This is a genomic window from Daejeonella sp. (assembly GCF_044232565.1).
Lineage (GTDB): Bacteria > Bacteroidota > Bacteroidia > Sphingobacteriales > Sphingobacteriaceae > Daejeonella.
On the sequence record NZ_JBIILQ010000014.1, the window covers coordinates 1 to 23,393 of the forward strand.

At 32.5% G+C, this 23,393-nt stretch carries 20 protein-coding genes; 16 read left to right on the forward strand and 4 right to left on the reverse strand.

Translation table 11 applies throughout. The annotated features are described in order from the left end of the window. Positions 1-422 precede the first annotated feature (422 nt). The gene (locus ACILQF_RS01855; RefSeq protein ID WP_395625709.1) at positions 423-3,446 is read left to right on the forward strand and encodes a UvrD-helicase domain-containing protein; all 3,024 of its coding nucleotides are present in this window, start codon (positions 423-425) and stop codon (positions 3,444-3,446) included. 205 nt (positions 3,447-3,651) lie between these two features. Here ACILQF_RS01855 and ACILQF_RS01860 read toward each other — a convergent pair whose 3' ends face one another. Both ACILQF_RS01860 and ACILQF_RS01865 read right to left on the reverse strand, forming a co-directional pair. Continuing rightward, positions 3,652-3,870, reverse strand: a complete 219-nt coding sequence (locus ACILQF_RS01860) for a hypothetical protein (RefSeq protein WP_395625710.1) — start codon at positions 3,868-3,870, stop codon at positions 3,652-3,654. 74 nt (positions 3,871-3,944) lie between these two features. Then, positions 3,945-4,982: a hypothetical protein gene (locus tag ACILQF_RS01865; protein ID WP_395625711.1), complete on the reverse strand. Its 1,038-nt coding sequence runs from the start codon at positions 4,980-4,982 to the stop codon at positions 3,945-3,947. 324 nt (positions 4,983-5,306) lie between these two features. Here ACILQF_RS01865 and ACILQF_RS01870 point away from each other — a divergent pair, with 324 nt between their 5' ends. The 6 genes from ACILQF_RS01870 (at position 5,307) to ACILQF_RS01895 (ending at position 9,489) form a co-directional block, all read left to right on the forward strand. After that, on the forward strand, positions 5,307-5,990 hold the full coding sequence (locus tag ACILQF_RS01870; RefSeq protein ID WP_395625712.1) for a hypothetical protein: 684 nt from the start codon (positions 5,307-5,309) through the stop codon (positions 5,988-5,990). 67 nt (positions 5,991-6,057) lie between these two features. Further along, positions 6,058-7,092, forward strand: coding sequence for a hypothetical protein (locus ACILQF_RS01875; protein WP_395625713.1), 1,035 nt, complete (start codon positions 6,058-6,060; stop codon positions 7,090-7,092). Between the two features lie 109 nt (positions 7,093-7,201). Continuing rightward, positions 7,202-7,906, forward strand: a complete 705-nt coding sequence (locus ACILQF_RS01880; RefSeq protein WP_395625714.1) for a glycoside hydrolase family 25 protein — start codon at positions 7,202-7,204, stop codon at positions 7,904-7,906. A 51-nt stretch (positions 7,907-7,957) separates the two neighbouring features. Continuing rightward, positions 7,958-8,806, forward strand: a complete 849-nt coding sequence (locus ACILQF_RS01885) for a hypothetical protein (RefSeq protein WP_395625715.1) — start codon at positions 7,958-7,960, stop codon at positions 8,804-8,806. A gap of 78 nt (positions 8,807-8,884) precedes the next feature. Further along, the gene (locus ACILQF_RS01890) at positions 8,885-9,025 is read left to right on the forward strand and encodes a JAB domain-containing protein (protein ID WP_395625727.1); all 141 of its coding nucleotides are present in this window, start codon (positions 8,885-8,887) and stop codon (positions 9,023-9,025) included. A gap of 113 nt (positions 9,026-9,138) precedes the next feature. Continuing rightward, entirely contained in the window at positions 9,139-9,489 is a 351-nt protein-coding gene (locus ACILQF_RS01895) for a hypothetical protein (protein ID WP_395625716.1), read from the forward strand. Positions 9,490-9,511: 22 nt separating this feature from the next. On the opposite strand, the gene ACILQF_RS01900 is transcribed toward ACILQF_RS01895, so the two are convergent. Together ACILQF_RS01900 and ACILQF_RS01905 are read right to left on the reverse strand one after the other, a co-directional pair. After that, positions 9,512-9,955 (reverse strand): gamma-glutamylcyclotransferase family protein, encoded by a 444-nt coding sequence (locus tag ACILQF_RS01900; protein ID WP_395625717.1) that lies wholly within the window; start codon positions 9,953-9,955, stop codon positions 9,512-9,514. Further along, positions 9,955-10,515, reverse strand: coding sequence for a hypothetical protein (locus ACILQF_RS01905; protein WP_395625718.1), 561 nt, complete (start codon positions 10,513-10,515; stop codon positions 9,955-9,957). The genes ACILQF_RS01900 and ACILQF_RS01905 overlap by 1 nt, the downstream gene beginning before the upstream one ends. 278 nt (positions 10,516-10,793) lie before the next feature. On the opposite strand from ACILQF_RS01905, the gene ACILQF_RS01910 reads away from it, so the two are divergent. The 9 genes from ACILQF_RS01910 to ACILQF_RS01950 all read left to right on the forward strand — a co-directional run. Then, positions 10,794-11,105: a hypothetical protein gene (locus tag ACILQF_RS01910; RefSeq protein ID WP_395625719.1), complete on the forward strand. Its 312-nt coding sequence runs from the start codon at positions 10,794-10,796 to the stop codon at positions 11,103-11,105. A gap of 407 nt (positions 11,106-11,512) precedes the next feature. After that, the gene (locus tag ACILQF_RS01915) at positions 11,513-12,523 is read left to right on the forward strand and encodes a helix-turn-helix transcriptional regulator (protein WP_395625720.1); all 1,011 of its coding nucleotides are present in this window, start codon (positions 11,513-11,515) and stop codon (positions 12,521-12,523) included. 61 nt (positions 12,524-12,584) lie between these two features. Then, complete coding sequence (locus tag ACILQF_RS01920; protein WP_395625721.1) at positions 12,585-15,056, forward strand: N-6 DNA methylase; 2,472 nt, start codon at positions 12,585-12,587, stop codon at positions 15,054-15,056. 2 nt (positions 15,057-15,058) lie between these two features. Further along, positions 15,059-16,240, forward strand: coding sequence for a hypothetical protein (locus ACILQF_RS01925; RefSeq protein WP_395625722.1), 1,182 nt, complete (start codon positions 15,059-15,061; stop codon positions 16,238-16,240). A gap of 8 nt (positions 16,241-16,248) precedes the next feature. Continuing rightward, a complete protein-coding gene (locus ACILQF_RS01930; RefSeq protein WP_395625723.1) occupies positions 16,249-19,317 on the forward strand; it encodes a type I restriction endonuclease subunit R in 3,069 nt (1,022 codons plus the stop codon). Further along, the gene (locus tag ACILQF_RS01935; protein ID WP_395625724.1) at positions 19,317-20,318 is read left to right on the forward strand and encodes a virulence RhuM family protein; all 1,002 of its coding nucleotides are present in this window, start codon (positions 19,317-19,319) and stop codon (positions 20,316-20,318) included. The genes ACILQF_RS01930 and ACILQF_RS01935 overlap by 1 nt, the downstream gene beginning before the upstream one ends. After that, a complete protein-coding gene (locus ACILQF_RS01940) occupies positions 20,319-21,944 on the forward strand; it encodes a class I SAM-dependent DNA methyltransferase (RefSeq protein WP_395625725.1) in 1,626 nt (541 codons plus the stop codon). Positions 21,945-21,954: 10 nt separating this feature from the next. Continuing rightward, positions 21,955-23,199 (forward strand): restriction endonuclease subunit S, encoded by a 1,245-nt coding sequence (locus tag ACILQF_RS01945; RefSeq protein WP_395625726.1) that lies wholly within the window; start codon positions 21,955-21,957, stop codon positions 23,197-23,199. Between the two features lie 22 nt (positions 23,200-23,221). Beyond that, positions 23,222-23,393, forward strand: a 172-nt coding sequence (locus ACILQF_RS01950) for a GxxExxY protein (RefSeq protein WP_395625728.1), incomplete at its 3' end; no start/stop codon positions are given.

The window sequence follows — 23,393 nt, forward strand, 5'->3', positions numbered from 1 at the left end:
GATTGAAAGCAGGTTTTAATAATAGTGAAAATCCGATTAAAACTCTTTGCTTAACAGGTAAAGATGATTTTAGAAAGCTAAAAGACCAACTGCATGAAAGCAGAATTTCATGGCATGAGATTAAGGATATTAAACAGGTATTGGAAAATCATATCGCAAGGTTTAAACCCTTGACACCGGATACTGAAATTCCTGTAGCAATACCGTTCAACCTATATTCAAATAAAAAAGGTTCTGTAAATGATGACCTTGATAACAAATTCAGAATTGCATTGCATTGGCTAGAACGATTAGAAAGAATTAAATTAGGGTATTTCACCATAACTCATTTAAGCTTTAAAACTCTTCCTCTTTACCTCATTACTGATAAAGATATTAAAAAGTGCCCAGATGATAATTCAAAAAAAGTTTGTAAAACATTATTGAAATTATTGCCAAAAGAATGTTCAGAATTTGAATTACAATTTTCAATAGCTACTTTAAGAACTAATACAAAATTGAGTTTAGAAAACCTTTTTAAGGCTCTATTACAACTTCATAAGTTAGGAATAATAACTCTAATTCAAGATGTACTAATTGAACCAACTCAACTTAGAATCGATGAAGTTGTCTATTATTCAAAGTTAAAAACAGAAAACAGATACCCTGCTTTAAAAGCAATTTTCTCTTTTGCCAAGGGAATAATGCATAAAATACCGCTATTGGATTCAAGAATATTTGAAGGGGAGGATTTAGATAGAATGGTAAACGATTACATATTTGATAATACGTCCAATATATTTACACAAATTCCTTGGCCGATAAATCCAACCACCAAATCATCCTTAAAAAACATTGAGAAGTATAATGAAGATATTCTAAAAAAGAGAAGTAAACATGCCTTTACTATCATCCGCTTGTTGGGCAAGACTAAACACGAAACCAAAATGGAAAAGGTTACTGATGGTAACCGGAAAGTAAAATTAAAGCAGTCAATATTTAATGGTTATCACAAAAAGGAAGAATGGTCAAATAAAATCACAAAATTAGAGAAAGACTGCATAAAACTATTGGATTATATAGCAAAACAATACTTTGATAAAAACATAAAGAATTTCAACTGGCCAGATATTGTTTCCGAATTGGATTTCAAAGAGAATGTACAATACTTATCCGACTTGCTCTTTATATTATCTGTATTAGGATATAGTAAAACCGGAGGCTTACTTCCCACTGGTATTGAGATTTATCTGCATTCTACAGACTTAATAAATGAAACATTAGAGGAGAAAAATGACAAAAGCATATTTGATGAATTTACCGAAACACAAGAAATCAGGGAGCTAAAATTAATTTCATTACAAGTTCTCTCAAAGTTGAGTGATGATAAAAAAGATGCCTTTATAAAAGGCTTTTTTGCGTCCAAAACAAAGTTGGAATTAATCAATCATCTTCAAAATTTAGGTGAAATTGATGATGAGCATCCTATTTTCAAAGCCTTCAGAGGTGAAGCAATAAAATATCAAGAAGACAACAGATTAAATGATGAGCAACGAGAAATATATTTTTCAGATGTCAATCAAAACATTAATGTAGTTGCAGGCCCAGGTTCAGGGAAGACTCATACGTTAACATTAAGAGTTGCAAGATTAGTGTACTATAAACTTTCAAATCCAGAAGAAATCTTAGTGTTAGCATATAATCGTGCGGTGGTTTCAGAATTAAAAGAACGATTGGGTAAATTATTTAAAGATTTAGGGTTTGGTAATTTAGCAAAAAGGATTAAAATATTTACGTTTCACGGGCTAGCGAAAAAATACTGCAAAGAGCATTTAGAAGGTTTAGATTTTAAGGAGTGGGAGCCAAAATTATTAGAGATTTTGAGTAATACACCTGGTGTTATTATGAATCAATTAGCCCCTTTGAAGCATATTTTAGTAGATGAATTTCAGGATATAGATGAAGTTCGGATGGATTTACTGTATCGCTTAAATGACCTTACAAAAGCTCACTTATTTATTATTGGCGACCCTAACCAAAGTATTTATGGATATGATCGAAAGGTAATGGATCCTTATTATTATTATAATGATTTTAACAAAAGGTTTAATCCAAGAAAATTTACTTTGTTAGACAATCATAGGTCTTATCCGGCAATATTGAATTTAGCAAGCCAGATATTATCTCTTCCTGAAGAGCACCAACATTTGATTCCAAGACCAACAAAAGTTCCTGATGAAAATTTTATCGCTAATTATGCTCAAACAATTGACAGGACGCAGCAAAGAGTTGATTGGTGGGATCAAATTTCAATATTAATGCAAGAAAGAGTTAGGCAACAGCCATATAAGCAGATAGCAATTCTTTTCAGAACGAACAATGAGGTATATAGAGGCTTTCAAAAAATAAAGGGACTTAATCTCCCTAACATTAGAATCCGTATTCAAGGTAACTTACCTTATGAGTTTACTCGTATTAGAGAATGTTACGCAGTTATACTATTCTTGAAATCTAAAATAGGACAACAGATTCCATTAGATTTTAAGCAAACGTTTCGTGTATTTATAACCGATCTGATAAACCAGAACCAAAATTGGAATCATTTTTATATTAGAGTTATTCATGCCCTTGTTTTGGAATACTTGGAAGAACAAGATGAAATTCAGATATTCAATAATTTATTAGAGTTCATTACCGAATTGACCTATAAAGATGATGGGCAGTTGTATAAAATATATGAAAAACATTTAGGTAGTATTTCGGATGCAACTCATGAAACGGAAATAGTTCTAACTACAATGCACAAGGTTAAAGGGCTCGAATTTGATTGCGTTATTATCCCTCCATCATTCTCAAATCTACCCTTAAAAATAAACGAACTGTTAACTCAAGAAGAACTCGAGGAACAGTTATCCGAAGAAAAACGATTAGCATTTGTAGCTTATACAAGAGCAAGGTATCGTTTGCTAATCTTCAAGCATTTCAGAGAAATTGCGTTAGCAAATAATAACCGATATGTTATTGCCGAAAATGCAAATGTTAGGCTCGGTATCCCGGTACAGCCGGAAATTAAAAAATTAAAAATAGGTTGGGCAGCTAAAGCCTTTAATTTTAATGGCGGTGTTAATAGCTACATTAATACTTCGGTTAAAAGTGGTGATTTTGTTTTTGTAAGAAGGAGAGTTGTTCCATACAACGGCACACAATTTATTGTTCATGAACTGCTAAAGGAAAATACAACAAAACCCATAGGAGAATTAGCAGGTAACACCAATATTGTCAAAGGTCATCAAACTGTTTCAGGATTTGTAGTGAACGAAGTAGTGGTTTGGTCATATGAGGACACTTGCAAATTCGATTTAGAAAATGATACAAATTTTGCAAATGATTGGTGTCTAGAAGCAAGAAATCAGGGTTATATTTATTTGGTAGACTTTGCAGGTTTTGGACTTCCGAGTGATGGATAGTTTATGCAATTTGTAAGCACAATCAATTACCATATAAATTATAAACTAAAGCTTTATAAAAGAGAACCCAATAGGTAAAAATGAAAATTAGAAGGTAATATCTGAATTACAAAAAAGACTTTCATTAAGATTATGGCAATCTCTAGGCTAAAATGTTTTTTAGGAAGCCATGGTTTTGACCTTCCTTTTTATATACAAGAATAATTTAAGGCGTATATATTTCAATACTTTCAACCTCCTCAACCTTTATGTTTGACACCGTATAATCATCAACTTTTAGGTTATAGTAATGAGCGACCAATATTTCCTGCACGACTTCACTTTTTGGATTTTCAAACATAAACCCAAATACGCAACCTTCACAAATGTGCCCATCTTTGGTAATAATTCTAACATCTAAACCTGCATAATCCGTGTAATCCATAGAAATATTTATTTTGTTTGTTATTTATCGCTTTAGTCAAAACACGGTTAATTTAAAATGCAGACTTACGTATTTTAATCAAGGAAAAAAGGAATTTCAACACCCAGTTCTTTTGATTTTTTGCGATTTTCCAGATGAAAGCTAAGTTTCCAAATCTCATTATGATTATCTGCTTCGTTTTCTCTACTATAAATCTCTCTCTCTTCCTGCTTGGTGTATGAATAATATTTTTTAATTAATTGTTCTCTATGACTACTATGGTCTAGATGAAATTTTGACACATGGCTTAAACGATCACCAACAAGAATAATTATTTTATCCAAGGCGTAGTAATTCTCATTTTCTTTTTCAATGTTTATTCCAAATGGGACTTGCTCATAAAGTGTTTCAGTACCGATTACCCAATTAATCAAATCTTCTTCCGTTGTAATCTGCTCTAAATTCGTATTTTCTATATTAAACCTACTTCCATACAAATCTATGTAAGATTTAAACTTATATAAATCATCATACAATTCTGAAAAATGGCTCCATTTCATTTTAGGGTTAAATACGGAGAACCTTCCTATTGTTTTGTTGGTAAACGTATATTTTTCAACCCAATAACTTAAACCCTCATAGTCTATTTCTTTTGGAGGATTTGAAATTAACTCGTCATAAGCCATGTTGGCTGAATTAACTTTCGCCCAATATTCTGGTGATTTATTAAACGTAATTGCTTCATCTTTCTCAATAAAAATATGATAGTTGCGTTCTAATTTGCCGGAATCTGTTTTAGTGCTAAAATCACTGCAGTCATATATGTCAGTGATATCATCGCCCGAAGTTTCAAAAATCAAATCAATGTAATTCCTCGAATTATTACCAATGAATCGATAGCCTGATTTACCACAGTTATCGCATATTTTACTTTTACATTGACCCTTTGTGAGGATAAGTTCGGTATCCCCCATTTGAATATGGGCCTGGAAAATCTTTTTTACTTTAGATAGAAATATTTCCTTGCTGGTGTCCTGATAAGCATATTCTTCTTTTAAATAAAAATAAAGCCTGTCCCAGTCCAGCTGTGAGAAATAATGAAGAATATTCTGTATGTAGGAGTTTTGTTTCATTGGAAAGTCAATCTAGCAAAAATGAATGAGTTTTTAAAACCCGGTTTGGATTAAATGTAAAACTCTATTATTTCTGCTCTTGCCTATTGGTACATGATTAAGATAAATACCCCAAATGAAAAATCTTAAACCTATTATTATGGTTATTGAAGCACCACAATATCTAATAGAGCCAACAATAAAAAATTTAATTCAAACTCACTATTAAAAGAAGGTATATTAATCTAAGAATGGATATCTTACATCATATCAATTATTGAGTTTCAATTATAGAATTTTCTTTTATTTCAATTTGCAGCTCATATATTTAAGCACAACTAAGCCATGAAAACATTTCAAGCAAACTACGTTCTTGCAAACCCCAAATTCTATATATTAAATTTAGTAGATAGCCCTATTGATACAGTTTTTAGTGAACTATTAAACGATATAAAAAAGAATTTAGAATTGACATACCCATCAATAATGTCAGGATATCTAAAAAGAGAAATAGGAAACATAGCGGCCTTTCCCAATTATGGTAATCCTGCTGATGATTTCAAGAAAATTGCAAGAGAAGATATCAGTGATCATCTATCCGTTACTAAATTAGTCCCTACGGCAATAATGAGATTTCAAATATTATTGTTAGAATTATTAAAAAACAACTATTTGCAATTTGAATCTCACTGGACTTTTAATATTCTTTTACCGAATCAAAAGGAACTTGAAATTTTTGAGAATATCACTTACAGAGAAGAAATGTATGGAACTGTCCAGGTTGTTGGATTAGATGCATTGCATTTAGCAATAATGGATTTACATCAGATGCTAAATGATTTATTGCCTTCTGAATTAAAACTGCCAACCCCATTTTTTTCAATTAATAAAACTATTGATGTTGGAAAATTTGTCCCCAGTATGAATACTGTAACTATTGACTTTTCACTTTTTGACACACTTGAACAAGATCAAATGAGAAATCCAGATACTATTTATTTAAGAACGGACTTTGGCGATACTTTATAAACTGATAATGAAATGGACTGAAATTCTAAAAAATCGAAAATATAATTACAATTTAAATCTCATAAATGTGAAAATACGCATCTTATCATCATTGTTCTTGCTTACTATATCCATCACGGTAAACGCCCAAATATTCAAAGAAGAATGGGTGCTTAGTAACACCCAGGGTTGTAAAGTGCTGGATCCTTACTTCATTGATGGCACAACAATGAGCTGGGAAGGTTCTTGCGAGAATGGGAAAGCCAATGGTATTGGTAAACTTACCAAGTTCATAGACGGGGAATTAGAATCAACTTATGAAGGAGAATATAAAAATGGAGTAAAAGAAGGACAAGGCATTATTACATACGCAGATGGAACTGTACAAACTGGGAAATTTGTAAATGGTCAGATGATGGGTGAAGGCGTGATGATTTATGAGGATGGGTCGAAATATGTAGGCAGTTTTATTAAGTCCAGCCTACATGGCTTTGGCACATTTGATTTTGCTAATGGGGATCAATACATCGGCTTTTTTATCTCTGAAGAACTGTATACAGGAAAAACCATCTCTAAAGATGGAACAATAACCTATTACCACAAGAAAAAAGAAGTGGATGAAGAAGTTATCGAAGCAAAAAGTAATTATCAGCCTAAAATAGGTGTTGAATTAACTGAATACTTTGATAAGTATTTCAACAGATGCAGTAAAGAAAAACAGGTTTATTATCGCCATATTGTTTATAAAGCAGATAATCAACCAACTGATACTGTAAAAACCTATTATAAAAGTGGGCAGCTTTACGCCAAAGCATTCGCAATTTATCAAGATTATAATGATGAAGGAAAAAGTTTTTACGAAGGTGATGCCATCTTTTATTTTGAAAATGGGAACATCAAGGAAAAATTGTATTTGATTGACAATAAGATTTCAGGCATAGATACTAGCTATTATCCTAATGGTCAAATAGCTAGTCAGATGAATTTTATTGGCGGTTTAGAACATGGGATTTGCAAGGAGTGGCATGAAAATGGGAAACTCAAATCCTTTGCTCTTTATGAAGATGGCTACCTCATCTCTGACTTTAATGCAGAGTACGATGAAAATGGGGAAAGAATATAGTCATGAGAAACATATTAAAAAGACATTTTGTAGCATCTGAATTTATAATGGATTTAGAACTTTCTAGTAAACAATAATTAAAAATTGGCTATTATAAAAATAACATCTGATGAAAATAAATCTCAACATAAGCCTAATTTTAATATCTTTCTTTGTATTATTAAACTCAAGTTGTAATAGAAGGAAAGCATCAGAAAAGGCTCCAGTTATTCCTCCAGGCTTTGAGGTACATGGAATAGATGTTTCTCATTACCAAAATAAAATTGACTGGAAAATAGTAGGTGAACAAAAAAAAATAAAATTCGTTTTTATTAAGGCTACTGAAGGCATCAGTAAATTGGATCGCAATTTTAAAAAGAATTGGGAAGGCGCTAAATCAAACAGAATTAAAAGGGGGGCATACCATTACTTCAGACCAAAACTTAGTGGAATAGAACAAGCCAAATTTTATCTTTCGGTGGTTGATTTTAAGAAGGGAGATTTATACCCAGTTTTGGATTTAGAAGAAAATCCAAATACACCTATCAAACTTTTTTATGAAGAAATAGATGCCTGGCTTAAAATAGTTGAATTAGAAACAGGAAAAAAACCAATACTTTATGCAAGTAGAAAGTATTATACGAGTTATCTAGAAAAACGATATCCCAATCATCATCTTTGGGTTGCAAATTATAAAACCCTGAAGAATCCTTTAAAAGGTAAATGGAAATTTTGGCAGCATACAGAAGAAGCAAGAATTTCTGGCATATCAGGAATGGTAGATCATAATGTGTTTAATGGCTCAGAGAATGACTTGATGGCGATGTCTTTTTAACATGTAGGTTCATTAATAAGTGCATTCATTTACATTAATTTTAATTACCAAATGATTGATTACATTGTTTTTGCTTTGATTATTTTATTATTCCTTGGCGCACCTGGCTATCTATGGTTTAGGTGGATCAAGGTGGCTATAATAAATAGGAATACGATTAGCAAAATAGCCTCAATATCAAGTTTTGTATTTTTTATTTTAGCCATAGCTGTGATGTGGTTTGACCCTCAAAGGCTATTTGAGCGAAATAGCATCAGACTGCCCTCTTCAGACCCAATTGTTTTGTTTTTATTCATGGTCTCGTTTTTAATACCCTTAACCTATTTTTACATAAGATGGGTTTATCAGGCAGTAAAATTGAAAAAGGTTTCAACGATATTATTCAGGTCAAGTTTTTTCCTGCTTTTTTTAATCTACTTCAAGTATCAATCTGTTAGTTCAGAAATTGAATCTAGAAATGAAATTGGAAGTGATTTAGGTATTAATATTCCTTATTGGGGAACATCATTTATCAAATTTGATAACACTGTTACTTTATTCAGAAATGAGGGTGAAATTAATGCAAGTCTAAAGCTAAGCGACAAATCTGCGAACCTTTTAACTGATCAAATAGCCCATAGCAAATATTTTAGTCAAAAGCAGATTAAACTATTTTACACTGAAGATAATAAGTGGCCTGAACAAGATTCTATTAAATATTGGGCTGTACGAAGCTATTTAGAAAAAAGGAAACTTACTGGCCTATGGGCGTATAACAGTAAAAAAGCCATTTACGATTTTTATGAACCCAGTCTGAGTGATATCCCAAACGCTGCCATTATGTTTGAACAAGATCATGTAATCTCAGCAGAATTCAATCCCAAAACCAAAATATTAACCTACAGAAAGTTCCAATATTAACAAATGCAATTAATGAGGCAAAAAATATTAGTGATTGTCACTTTCATATAGTCCCTGATTAATATCTAGAATAAAAGAATTCTTGAACCTTTAGATGCAGACATGTTTCTCACAATGAAAACTAAGAAAGCTGCAAAATTGATGGATATCCAATTGCTAGATCATCTTATACTTTCTACAGGTGAATTTTGCAGCTTTGTTGATGATGGCATCTTGTAAATTTGTAAAGTAAAATATTAATTTATGTTATCCTGTATGCTTTTATCGCTATGTTAAAATATTTTTATTAATTTTAGATTAAGTGGTTATATTAAATAAAATCGGATTTTAAAATGAAAGCAGATTCCCAAAAGACAAGTTTAGAAGAACTAAGGGCCAAAATAAAAAAGGGTAATTACTCAAAAACTTCCCCTCATTTTGGAGGAGCAAATCTTATCATAACTGATAATCCGACTTATTTAGGGCTTCCCCATGATACACGTATCCTTACAGAACATGCAAGTGAACTTAGTTGGTTAGTATTTGAATTAAAAGACATTTTTGAAGATCGGATTGATTATCTCAATAAGTACAAATTCTATCCAAAGATTGGATATTTTATTAATGAAGCCATAGGCCAAAAGAAAAATTTAAGGGAAACCATGCTTTATGTAATTGATAATTTAGAAAAGGACTGGGCTTAAGGGCATTCGTTAATAATCTATATTAATCGATAGTTTCAGTAATTTCTAATAAACTAAGATACTCTTTAGACAAAAAATCCTTTGCAGCCAATAATCGATTCAAATAAGCTCTTTCTGGCTTCAAGCTATTGCTAACCCACTTAATGGAAGCCACATAAACAATGGCATCGATTAGGTTGCCTAAATAATGAATTTTTAAAATTTCTTTTTTGTAATGGCTAGGGAAACCTTCAAATTGATCAAGCAGTTCTATATTGTCAATTGAAAATAAAAGCCCTTCAACTTTACTTCCTTTTTGACTGACAATATTGGCGTACCCTACTCCACTTTTTTTTGAAGCGATCTTATTAAATTTTAGCTCATAATCTTCTAAGATCCCCAAACCAATAAATTCAAAAGAAATTTCCCTTTCATTTAATCTATTGAAATCCATATTTGAACCATAAGCGAAGTAAATAATACCCATTACTTGCAATTTTCAATAATATAGGAAATTTTTTTTCGACAATTTTGCCATATCAAATCATTCCATTCGGAATTAATTAACAGTTCTCGATAAGATTCTAATGAAACTCTAAGTTGTTTGAAAAACTTTGCAGCATTTATAGTTTTTTCAGCTTTATTAAAAATTGGAGCATCTTTATTTCTTGTAATTCTCCATCCGCCATTTGTCTCGCCTTGGTGAAGGATTCCACATCGAACATTAAAATAAAAATTGCGGCCTTCATATTTAAAATCTTTGAATCCTTCTTCCCTTTTAAAAAAAGAGTCAAATGGACGACATTCTTTAGTAGTTACTTTCCTTCCTTGTATAAAACTTTCATAAGTCTCGATTAACAAACATGCATTGGCCATCATAGAGAATCCATTTTTAAAATCCAATGGGACTTTTTCTAAGGTAATCAGATACCTTTCCGATAACCTCTTAAACACAAAATCAGCAATACCCTCTTTATTTATATCGTTTTCCATTTGCTCATAGTCCTCAATAGTAAATTCTGAAGCCAGTTCTATTTTTTTATTCATCTTACAATTTTGTTTGAAAGTTAATATAAAAAAAATAGTTAAGATAAACTCCTTCTAAAAAAATGCTCCATTACAAAAAAGTGTTAGAATCGACTTAGATTTTGCCTCATTGTATTGTGAGGGCTATTTCCCTAACTTTAGAATCTGCACCGATTCCTAAATAGCCCAGCTACTTCCTGATACTGCCTATTGAAGGCTATTATAGCTTTTTGAATGAGGGAATATTATACAAATTCAGAGCTCCAAAATCACGTTAATTTAATAGGTAAATTTGTATAATGTCAACAATAAAAAGTTTTCTGATAGGGAGCAAGGCTCTTGACCAGTTACCAGAACTTAAAGAGCTATTAAACAATGACGAACAAGATCAATTTAAATTGTATTTAGCAAAAGGTAGTGAAATTGTAGAGAATGGAACTTTTACTATTTTTTTATTTTTTTTCAAAAACAATAAACAACAAAGTGCCTTTTATCTGAAAAATAACTTTCCTTTTAAAGGTAATTTTAATGTAACAAAAGCTAGTGATTATGTTTATTACACTTCATTTGAAGATAATTGGGATTTAACAGCTTTAGATAGCACAATTTAAATGTCCATCAAATCAATAAAAAAATTATTCCCAAATAATTCAGCTAATTTAAAGAAGTATCCGGTGAATCAATAAATCGATGAAGCCTTCAACTAGGTAGATTCTATTGGTTATCGTAGAGTTAAAAAGAGCTTGCTTTTAATGTAATAAAGTGACTTAAACCAAAATTTGTAATTATAATAACTGGTTAAATTTCACTACTTTAGTGACATAAATTATTGCTTCTTTTTCAAATAAACAGCACTTATTCTGAGTTAATAAAAGGGCTTTTGCAACAAGGACAGGTAATTTACCACCAAGGCTTAAGGAGCATAGAATAATCAACATAACTATTAAAATACACTTGCATAAAAAAGAAGTTTATAAAACAGATATAATTCATTGTGTTCGTTTTGGGCTATTAAAACATGGGAACAAATAAACATGCAACAATCCGGTATCATGCACTTGACCGATGTTTTAGTAATTATGGGCGAAAATTCTTTATTGAAGATCTTGTTAACGCTTGTAATGAATCGATATATCAATTTTCTGGTATTGAGGATGGAGTAAAAAAAAGACAAGTTTTTGATGACATCACATTCATGGAAAGTGAACAAGGTTGGTCAGTTACGCTAGATCGAATAAAGGATGGTAAAAGAGTATATTATAGATACGCAAACAAATCGTTTTCAATCAAAAATCAAGCGATTAATCAGTCTGAAGCCGAGCAGCTTAAAGAGACTTTGGCTATTTTATCTAGGTTCAAGGGCTTGCCACATTTTGAATGGATAGAAGAAATTCAAATCAAACTTGAAGACACATTCAAGTTGAAAGGGAATATTCAATCAACAGTTGGATTTGAACAAAACCCTTTCTTAAAAGGATTAAACCACTTTACTGGAATATTCAATGCGATTCAAAATCAAATTGTATTAGCAATAACCTATCAGGGTTACAAACAAAATATACCAAAAGAAGTTGTTTTGCATCCGTGGTATTTAAAACAATATAATAATCGTTGGTTTCTTTTTGGATTTAATCAGGAATTTCAAGCCATTACAAACGTTGCTCTTGACAGAATTATTGGATTCGAAGAATCAAAAATAAAGTATTGCAAGAATAATGAAATAAACTTCGATGAATATTTCGATGATGTAATTGGAGTAACAATCAAAAAAGAATTATTAGTTGAGAAAGTCTTAATAAGAATAAACCATGATTTATGGCCATATATTGAAAGTAAACCTTTACATGGATCTCAAAAAATAAAAAGCAAAACAGACACTAATGTACTTATTGAACTTTCCGTTCAAGTCAATCATGAGTTGCTAGCACTATTATTTTCATATATGGATGCATTAGAAATTATTGAACCCAAAAGTCTTAGATTAAGATTTATAAATATTTCTGAAAAGCTATTTAAAAAATATATTTAACCTATGCACTTGTACTGCATAGTTAAATTACACCTTTGTTTAGTCAATAAATTTAGAGTACATGATGAAGGAATTTAAGGTAGAAGAGCAGTTGTTACTAGATAAAGCTATTTGGAAGTTATCTGATATACTTAGAAGTGAAAGTGGGTTTAGTTCTACAAATGATTATTATGTGGTATTGTTCTTACTTTCAGCGTACAAAGATGGCCTATTATCAGACCAGCTATTTGATGGGCATGAAAAACTAATAGAAAGATTAATCAACCAATTGGACGTTTCAAAATCTGATTTTTCTATTCAATATTTTCATATAGCCCATAGTTTTGAACCTTTAATTCAAAGGTTGAGCAAAGATGGCCTAAGGGACATCTTCAACGTGCTTTTTTCAATAAATCGGCAAGTTTTAACTGAGAATTTCCCGGATATGTTTGATAGTGTGTTATATAGAATTTCACAATCTCAAGGGGGATATGCAGGTCAATTTATTCAACCTTTAGAATTAACTCGTTTTATATGCACATTGGCTGATTTGAAAAAAGATGCAAAAGTTTTTAATCCTTTTTCTGGTTTAGCTTCTTTTGGAGTTTATCTTAATCCAGACCAAAAATATTTTGGTCAAGAATTAAACCGGGATACTTGGGCATTAGGTGCTTTGCGACTTATGGCTTATGGAAGACAAGTTTCTTCAAATTATGTATGTGCAGATTCTATTTCGCATTGGCCTAGTGAATCTCAAAAATTTGATTTAATCATTTCCAATCCCCCATTTGGTCTTCGAATTAACACTCAGCGCGGAGAAATACAATCCACAAACAGAACAGTGGAACAATTTCTGATAGAAAAGGGAATTCAATCACTATCTGCCAATGGAAAACTTATTGCTCTGCTTCCTAAGGGCTTTTTGTTCAAAGAAAATTATGATCAGCAATTGAGAAAATTGCTTGTTGATGAAGATTTATTAGATACGGTTATTTCTCTACCAGGTGGACTTTTATCAAATACGGGAATTCCTCTAATTATTCTGGTAATCAATAAGAATAAGGAAAGAACCGGAAAAGTTAGATTTATTAAAGCTGATAAGTTTGTTGATGAAAGAAGTTCACGAGATAAGGTTCTAAATGATTTTGCTTTAAGTAGTTTGATCCTTGACTTTAAAGAGGATGACGATGTGTCAAGATTGGTAGATAATGCAGAAATTCAGGCCTTTGATTACAACTTGGATGTTCCTAGGTATTTTCAAAAGAAAATTGAACACGCAAAAAATGAGCAACTATTTAAGCTCAAAGATATTCTGGAGTACATAAGGGGCCAGAAAGGTAACTTGCCAGAAAATGGAAAGTTTGTTCGTATAAGGAATTTAAAAGATGATAAGGTTGATTACACACTTGATATTTATAACATTGAAGAAATTGGATTAACAAGGCCTGATATTCATCTTGTATCAGAATCTTGCATACTTCTTGCAGTTCGTTGGAAAACATTGAAGCCAACTCTATTTGAATTTTTAGAAGAGCCAATTTTTAAAAACCAAGACATATTTGCTTTTAGGATTAATGATACTATAGTTGAAAAAGCATATCTAATCAATGAATTGCATGCAGATTACATAAAAGAACAGTTGCAGGCAATCAGAATGGGAGCAGCAATTCCTTTTATTCGAAGAGATGATTTAATGGAAGTTGTCATTAAACTTCCTTCATTAGAAGAACAACGAGCCAAAGTTCAGGCTATTTATGAATTATCAGATAAGATAAAAAACCTTCAAGCAGAGCGAGATGCTTTAGCTCTTGGTAAGTCAATCAAACAGTTCAATGAATTTGCTTCTTTGAAACATACTCTAGGAAGACCCAGGCAAAATATTTTAGACTGGTCGGATAACTTACTAGATTTTTTAATTAAGAAACAAGAAGGTTTTGAATCATTGAACAAGTCATTTGTTGAATTCTATGATACTGACATTATTTCGGTTCTAAAAGAGATCAAACAAGATGTAAACTTCATTACTGATGTTCTTGAAAAAGGAGAGAATGGTCTTGTTCTTTCTGAGTATGAAAAGCAAATAATTCCGCTTTCAGACATTAATAACATCATTAATGAACTTTCTAACAATGGATTAAACTTCAAGATAAAGAAGTTGCTAATAAAAGGTGAAAAGTTGAAAGAAAGAGGCATCGATGCCAATATAACACTTCTCAAAACCTTGCTTGATAATCTATTAACAAATGCTAAAAAGTACGCATTTGACAAGATGGCTTCAGGTAATGAAGTAGCCATTGAACTGACAGAGGTGGATGACTTCCTTTCCATAGAAATTAGAAATAACGGAAAGCCATTTCCAAAAAACTTTGATAGAGAGAAGTTTATTACTAAATACTCTACAGCTAATTCAAGTAACGGAAGTGGCCTAGGTGGCTATGACATTCACAGAATTGCTACGGATTTTAATAATTCGGATTGGATTTTATCATTGAGCGAAGACCCATTCTTTCCCGTGAAATTTAAATTTAAATTTCCGATTACACTGATTAACTAATTATGGAAGATTATTTTTATAATATACTTTGGATAGACGATGAGCACGAAACGCTTGCCGGAACAAAAGGTCGGGCAAAACGAAACAGCATAAATCTGATACCATTTAAATCATTAAATAGTGGCATGGATGAATTAGAGAGAAATTATCCTTTCTATGATGGCGTTTTGCTGGATGCTAAATTCTTTGAAAATGAGGATGATGTGAAGGGCTCGGAAGATACATACAATGTGCATAGGGCAAAAGAAAGATTGCTTCAAATCAAGAAAAAATTTCAAGTATTTGTCCTTACCGGTCAGTCTGAAGCATATGATAATCGCACTTTTAATCAAGCTTTTACGGATGTTTACAAAAAGGGTAGTGATGAAGAAATTGATCGCTTGTTTTCAGATATAAAACTTGCTGCTGCAAACCAGGAAGACACTCAAATCCGCCACAGTCATAAGCGTGTATTTGAAGTTTGTACTGAAAAGTACATTGGCGAGCTTGCAGGTCAAGATATTTTATATTTATTAAAAGTAAATGACGAAGCCAATATTAATAATCATTTCAATACCATTAGAAAAATCGTTGAAGACCTTTTCATTGCCTTCAATAAATTCAATTTATTACCTACTGAATTTGTAAGCCCAAATGTAGCATTAAATCAAAGTAGCATTTTCCTTTCTGGACAAGATCAATATGAAAAAACGGACCTGGTTTATAAGAAATATAAACATCTTCCTGAAACTCACCTTCCCAAACAAATTGTAAGTTACTGCCGGAGTATTTTAGGAGTGACGCAAGATGGTTCACATAGGTCAGATATTGACTTACATGTAAAAAATATCAAAACGTCCTACCTCTTTAAAAGCGTGTTTTATCAGCTTTTAGATCTGCTTATATGGTTTAAAAACCATGTAGACTCAAATCCCAAAGTTGAAAATTGGATTAAAGCTAAAAACGTTATCGGAACATATGAGCAAACTGCTGAACTCATTCATGGCCAGGTTATTAATATTAACCTTTTTAAGGGTTTCGCATTCTTTAAGCCTGATGAGATAGGAGACAACATATTTATTCCTCCACATTTAGTTACAAATCATTCTCTAAGCGAGGGAATGTCCCTTCAAGCTGAAATTGAAGAGTATATAGATAATAGAACCAATGAATTAAAAAATAGAGTTAAACGAATTTTTAATTAGTATTACACATGGCTTTTAACGAAAACAGTAGAGTAAAAATCCCAACTATACTGCACTTGGTGCGCTTAGGTTTTGATTACCTTTCGTTGAAGGGGCAAAAATGGGATGAAACAACAAATATTTTTACGGATGTTTTTAATAAAAGTATCAAACGTTTAAATCCTGGATTTACCGATGGAGATGTGAAACGCTTATATGATGAAGTTTCACTCAGTTTAGAGAATGAGGATTTAGGGAAAGTATTTTATGAAAAGTTAACCTCAACATCAGGCAAACGAATAATTGACTTCGAGAATTTCGATAACAATACATTTAATGTAGTTACTGAACTTACCTATAGAAAAGATGACGATGAGTTTCGCCCCGACATCATTCTTTTAATCAATGGGATGCCATTGGCTTTTATTGAAGTTAAAAAACCTAATAATCAAGATGGTATTTTAGCTGAACACAAACGCATTCAAACACGTTTTGAGAATAAGAAATTCAAAAAGTTTGTCAACCTCACGCAGTTAATGGTCTTCTCCAACAATATGGAGTATGACACTAGCTCACCCCTACCTATTGAGGGGGCATTTTACGCAACCGCTTCTTACCAAAAGCCTGGTTTCAATTTTTTTAGAGAAGAGGATGAATTTGACCTAGCTAAAATACTTTCTGATGTGCCGGATGATATGGAAACTGCTATTTTAATAGATACTAATCTAGTAGGTATAAAACATTCATCTGAATTTATTACCAATAAAGATCCTAAAACACCTACCAATAAAATTTGCACTTCATTATTCCAAAGAGAACGTTTTTCCTTTCTATTACAGTACGGCTTAGCCTATGTTAAAGAAAAAAATGGACTTCAAAAGCACATTATGCGTTATCCGCAACTATTTGCTACCAAAGCCATTGAAAAGAAATTAGAAGAAGGAATAAAAAAAGGAATTATTTGGCATACCCAAGGTAGTGGTAAAACAGCGTTGGCCTATTACAGCGTAAAATATCTCACCGATTATTTCCACTCAAAGGGCATTGTGCCTAAGTTCTACTTTATTGTGGATCGAATTGATTTGTTAATACAATCAGGAAGAGAATTTAAAAGCAGAGGCTTGGTAGTGCATAACATCAATTCAAGAGAGGAGTTTGCTCGTGATATTAAATCAACTAGTGTCATCCACAATAATTCTGGTAAGGCTGAAATCACTGTTGTAAACATTCAAAAATTTGAAGATGATACCGATGTAATCAAAAACAATGATTACAATTTAAATATCCAACGTGTTTATTTCTTAGATGAGGTTCACAGAAGTTATAATCCAAAAGGTAGTTTTTTGGCTAACCTGCATGAATCGGATGCTAATGCAATAAAAATTGGATTAACAGGCACTCCGCTACTTGGAACCGATTTTAATTCGAAATCATTATTTGGAGGCTATATACACAAATACTACTATAATGCTTCAATCGCTGATGGATATACTTTGCGTTTGATTAGGGAAGAAATTGAGACAAAATACAAGTTAAGTTTACAGCAAGCATTAGCAGATATAAAATTGCTGAAAGGGGATGCGGATAAGAAGACTGTGTATGCTCATCCAAAATTTGTAGAACCTATGCTGGATTATATCGTGCATGATTTTGAAAATGCACGTATTGCCATGAATGATCAAACCATTGGCGGTATGGTAGTCTGCGATTCATCAGAACAAGCAAAAATGATGTTTGAGATATTTGAATCAAACTATGCAATAAGCCAAGAAGAAAGTCATTTGATGGCTGCTGAGCCTGCAAAATCTTATGGTGAACAAAAGAAAATTGGAAGTAAGGTAAAATCAGCAGCGCTTATTCTACATGACATTGGTACTAAAGATGAGCGCAAAGAAAAAGTAGAGAATTTTAAAGAAGGAAAAATAGATTTCCTATTCGTTTACAACATGCTTTTAACGGGTTTTGATGCTCCTCGATTAAAGAAACTATACATTGGGCGTGTAATTAAAGCCCATAACCTATTACAAACTTTAACACGAGTTAACAGAACCTATAAGGAATTTAGATACGGTTATGTAGTTGACTTTGCGGATATTCAAAAAGAGTTTGACAAAACCAACCGTGCTTATTTTGATGAACTCCAAGCGGAACTTGGGGATGAAATGCAACATTATTCCGACATTTTTAAGAGTGTCGCAGAAATCACTGCTGAGATTCATCAAATAGAAGACGTCCTGTTTAAATACGATACAAAAAATGCGGAAGTTTTTTCGCAACAAATTACACAGATAAGCGACCGTAAACAGATGTTGGAAATTGTGAAAGCCTTGAATAGCTCTCGTGAATTGTATAACATCATTCGTTTATCGGGTAATTATGAAATGCTGGATAAGCTCGACTTTCATAAGCTCACTCAATTAGCACGTGAGGCTAATAATCGTTTAACGCTTATCAATACTAAAGAAGCATTAGAAAATAATGTAGATACCAGCAACCTCTTAAATATCGCTTTAGAGGATGTGATTTTTGCTTTTGTAAAAGTGAAAGAAGAAGAAATGATATTAGCGGATCAATTGAAAAATATCCTGCAAAAAACTCGCGAATCTTTAGGTGGCAATTTCGACCCCAAAGACCCCATCTTTATTTCACTGAAAGAAGAATTGGAGCGTTTGTTTAAGAAGAAAAACTTAAACGAAGTGACCAAGGATGAAATGGAACAAAACATTAAAGAACTCGAGAATATTTATAGTGCTTCCAAGGAATTAGAGCGTAAAAACCAACTATTGAAAGCTAAATACGCTAACGATGCAAAATATGTACGCCTCCATAAGCGATTAATGGAAAAAGACCCATTAACCGATAGTGAAAGTAAATTATTTGAAGCCTTACAAAGTTTAAAACAAGAAGTAGATGCTCAAATTGTACAAAACTCTAAAATGATGGAGAACGAAAGCTATGTGGAACGAATGATGGTGAAATTGGTTATTGAGCAATTAAAAAATAAATATCAGTTACCATTGGATGCAGAACAAGCAAAAGTGATTAATGCATTGATGGTAAAAGAGTACATGAATGAATTTTATGGCCGAGTAGCATAATGATGAATACGGGAGAAATACTAATTTATCAAAATTCTGAAGGCAACATCAAAATAGATGTGCGGCTGGAGGAGGAAACTGTTTGGCTTACACAGGCTCAACTTTGTGCTTTATTTAATAAATCCAAAGCCACAATAAGTGAGCATATTAAAAATGTTTTTGAGGATGGCGAATTGGATGTCGGGGCAACTGTTCGGAATTTCCGAACAGTTCAAATAGAGGGTAATCGAGCAGTTCAAAGAGAACTAGATCATTACAATCTTGACGTGATCATCTCAGTTGGCTATCGCGTAAAATCTCCTCAAGGAACCCAATTCCGTATTTGGGCTACGCAACGACTAAAAGATTACATCATTAAGGGTTTTGTGCTGAATGACGACCGTTTTAAGACGGGTTCTTCCATGAACTATTTCAATGAACTGCAAGAGCGCATTCGTGAAATTCGTCTTTCGGAACGATTTTTCTATCAAAAGATAAAGGATATTTACGCAACAAGCATTGATTATGATGCCAAGGATGAAAAAACCATTGAGTTTTTTAAAATAGTGCAAAACAAACTATTGTGGGCCATTAGTGAACAAACAGCTGCTGAATTAGTATATCGAAGAGTTGATGCCAATTTGCCAATGTTGGGTATGCAATCTCTTGACAAAAAAAACGCTGTTTCCATCAAAAAGACGGATGTGAGCATTGCCAAAAATTACCTCAAAGAAGATGAAATAAAGCTGCTAGGTTTATTGGTTGAGCAATATTTAGCTTTTGCTGAAACAATGTCGCAACAACGGTCACCCATGTATATGTCTGATTGGATCAAAAGGTTAGATAGTATTTTACAGCTAAATAGCAGAGAACTATTAACTCATGCAGGCAAAATTAGTCACGAAAAGGCCCTTGAAAAATCAAGGGTTGAATTTGAAAAATACCAAGAAGTTCAAAAAGCAAAGGAAAAAGAAACAAGCCTAAACGAACTTGAAAATGATCTTAAAAAATTAAAAAAATAAATGACTACAACAGCAACATTTGAAAGGCAAACTAAAGCCCTTATTGATGATTTAAAAAGCGTTTGCGCCAATTATGGATTGGGAAACGATGGAAACGAATTTAAAATTATTACCCAGGTATTTCTGTATAAATTCCTAAACGATAAGTTTGTTTACGAGATTAAACGCCTTGAGCCCAATTTAGCAAAAGCTGAAAATTGGGAAGTAGAATTGAAAAAATATTCTGCAAACGATTATGAAATGCTCATGATGCAGTTGAACGAAAGTACTGCTCACCTTAATCCTAAGCAATTTATATCCAGTTTATTTGAACGTCAAAACGAGGCAAACTTTGCCGACATATTTGATAATACCTTATTAGAAATCGCAAAAGAAAATAGCGACATCTTTTCTGTTGTCACCGAAGGTGGCGAAAAAATCGTATTGTTTGAAAATATCAGTAAATACGTCACAGACAAACGCGATGATTTCTGTAAAGCCATTATCAATAAGCTGGTTAATTTTAGTTTTGAAAATATTTTTCACGAGAAGTTTGACTTTTACGCGACCATATTTGAGTACTTAATTAGCGATTACAATACCAACAGTGGAGGTAAATATGCCGAGTATTTTACACCGCATGCCGTGGCAAAGATTATGGCGCAGTGTCTGGTAACGGAGCCTGAAAAAGATGTAACTTGTTATGATCCTTCAGCCGGTTCTGGCACATTATTGATGAACCTAGCGCATGCTATTGGTGAGGATAAGTGTACCATTTACTCGCAAGATATTTCTCAAAAATCATCGAACCTCTTGCGTTTGAATTTAATTTTAAATGATTTAGTCCACTCCATACCAAACATTGTAAAGGGCAATACCATTTTAGAACCTTACCATAAAGATGCCAATGGTAAGCTGAAACAATTTGATTTTATTGTTTCTAATCCTCCATTTAAATTGGACTTTAGCGATTACGTAGCCGACTTGGATACCAAAGAAAACCACGATCGTTTTTTTGCTGGCTTACCTAATGTACCTAAGGCTAAAAAAGAAGGAATGGCTATTTATCCTTTGTTTATTCAGCATATCATGCATTCTCTTTCATCTAAAGGGAAAGCAGCTATTGTTGTGCCAACTGGGTTCATTACAGCTCAAAGTGGCATAGAACGCAAAATACGAGAGCGCTTGGTAGAACAAAAAATGTTGAGAGGTGTGGTAAGTATGCCAAGTAATATTTTTGCTACTACGGGAACTAATGTGAGCATTTTGTTTATTGACAACGCCAATAAAAAAGGTGACATTGTATTGATGGATGCCTCTAAATTAGGTACAACCGTAAAAGAGGGTAAAAATCAAAAAACTCTGCTTTCCAACGAAGAAGAACAAAAAATCATCAACACGTTTAACAATCACGAAGCTATTGAAGATTTTACCGTGGTGGTTTCTTATGATCAGATAAAAGAAAAGAATTACAGCTTTAGTGCAGGGCAATATTTTGAGGTAAAAATTGATTATACAGATATTAGCCCTGAGGAATTTGAAGCCAAAATGAATGCGTTTAAAGCCAATTTGGACAGTCTTTTTGCAGAATCAGAAACCTTGGAAAAAGAAATTCAGCAACAATTAAATGGGTTGAAGTATGAATAGAGGCTTAAAAATGAAAAGAATTGGTGAATTAGTTGATATATATAATCATATTAGAGTGCCATTATCTTCAAATGAAAGAGAAAATTTAGAAAAATTATATCCATATTATGGCGCTCAAAACATCGTTGATTATGTAGATAATTATTTGTTTGATGGAGAATATATTTTAGTTGCCGAGGATGGTGAGAATTTGAAATCAAATAAACAGAACATTTGCAATCTTGTGAAAGGTAAATTTTGGGTAAATAACCATGCCCATATATTAAAAGCCAACAATGAAAATTGCAATAAGTATTTATACTACAATTTCAATAGAATATATTTTATCCCTTATATTACAGGTAGTGCGCAACCAAAACTTAATAAAGAAAACCTTCTAAATATTATAACTTATGTGCATGAATTTCCTGAACAACGAAAAATCGCCTCAGTACTTTCCCCATTAGATTCCAAAATCGAACTCAACAACCGCATCAATGCTGAGATGGAAGCGATGGCAAAAACGCTTTACGATTATTGGTTTGTGCAGTTTGATTTTCCTGATGTAAACGGCAAGCCATACAAAACTAGTGGTGGGAAAATGGTTTGGAATGAGGAGTTGAAAAGGGAGATTCCTGAGGGGTGGGAAGTGAAATTGTTTTCTGATTGGATTAACAATGATAAGAGTGGAGATTGGGGTAAAGAACAAATTGAAGGCAATTATACCGAAAAGGTTTATTGCATTCGAGGAGCAGATATTAATGGATTAAACGGATTAGGCGAATTAAAATCACCAGAACGTTATATTCTTGAAAAGAACCTACATAAAACACTTGATCCTGCTGATTTGATTGTGGAAATTTCAGGTGGCAGTCCAACTCAATCTACTGGAAGATTAGCTTTTATTACAGAAGAGACGCTGGCTCGTTTTGATGCACCTATTATTTGTTCTAATTTTTGTAAAGCTGTTACGTTGAAAAACAAAACACAGCTTTACAACTTCGTTTATCATTGGAAAAGTATTTATGATGCAGGTGTATTATTTGGTTATGAAGGCAAAACAAGTGGAATAAAAAACCTCTTATTTGAAAGTTTTGTAAGTTCTCATTATACTGTTGTACCTGAAATGTCGGCTACAAATAAATTCTACGATTTTATGAAACAATCGGAATCAAAAAAACAAAAGAATTTATTGGAAAACCAAAAACTTACCGAGCTGCGTGATTGGCTATTGCCAATGTTGATGAATGGGCAGGTAAAGGTGTCTGAACTATGATTTTTGTGATTAAATGATTGCTATGATTAAGGAAACGTATAAATATTCAGAATTAACCTCCAAAATAATTGGCTGTTCTATGACTGTCCACAAAATGCTTGGTAATGGATTTCAAGAAATTATTTACCAAAGAGCATTAGCCATTGAAATGAATTTGTCAGGAATTGAATTTAGTAGAGAATTTGAAATGCCTA

Coding starts and splice junctions, on each gene's coding strand:
- ACILQF_RS01935 (WP_395625724.1), top strand. CDS start 19,317: ATGATGAATACGGGAGAAATACTAATTTATCAAAATTCTGAAGGCAAC.
- ACILQF_RS01930 (WP_395625723.1), top strand. CDS start 16,249: ATGGCTTTTAACGAAAACAGTAGAGTAAAAATCCCAACTATACTGCAC.
- ACILQF_RS01865 (WP_395625711.1), bottom strand. CDS start 4,982: ATGAAACAAAACTCCTACATACAGAATATTCTTCATTATTTCTCACAG.
- ACILQF_RS01925 (WP_395625722.1), top strand. CDS start 15,059: ATGGAAGATTATTTTTATAATATACTTTGGATAGACGATGAGCACGAA.
- ACILQF_RS01895 (WP_395625716.1), top strand. CDS start 9,139: ATGAAAGCAGATTCCCAAAAGACAAGTTTAGAAGAACTAAGGGCCAAA.
- ACILQF_RS01905 (WP_395625718.1), bottom strand. CDS start 10,515: ATGAATAAAAAAATAGAACTGGCTTCAGAATTTACTATTGAGGACTAT.
- ACILQF_RS01880 (WP_395625714.1), top strand. CDS start 7,202: ATGAAAATAAATCTCAACATAAGCCTAATTTTAATATCTTTCTTTGTA.
- ACILQF_RS01885 (WP_395625715.1), top strand. CDS start 7,958: ATGATTGATTACATTGTTTTTGCTTTGATTATTTTATTATTCCTTGGC.
- ACILQF_RS01900 (WP_395625717.1), bottom strand. CDS start 9,955: ATGGGTATTATTTACTTCGCTTATGGTTCAAATATGGATTTCAATAGA.
- ACILQF_RS01940 (WP_395625725.1), top strand. CDS start 20,319: ATGACTACAACAGCAACATTTGAAAGGCAAACTAAAGCCCTTATTGAT.
- ACILQF_RS01915 (WP_395625720.1), top strand. CDS start 11,513: ATGGGAACAAATAAACATGCAACAATCCGGTATCATGCACTTGACCGA.
- ACILQF_RS01860 (WP_395625710.1), bottom strand. CDS start 3,870: ATGGATTACACGGATTATGCAGGTTTAGATGTTAGAATTATTACCAAA.
- ACILQF_RS01920 (WP_395625721.1), top strand. CDS start 12,585: ATGATGAAGGAATTTAAGGTAGAAGAGCAGTTGTTACTAGATAAAGCT.
- ACILQF_RS01945 (WP_395625726.1), top strand. CDS start 21,955: ATGAAAAGAATTGGTGAATTAGTTGATATATATAATCATATTAGAGTG.
- ACILQF_RS01910 (WP_395625719.1), top strand. CDS start 10,794: ATGTCAACAATAAAAAGTTTTCTGATAGGGAGCAAGGCTCTTGACCAG.
- ACILQF_RS01870 (WP_395625712.1), top strand. CDS start 5,307: ATGAAAACATTTCAAGCAAACTACGTTCTTGCAAACCCCAAATTCTAT.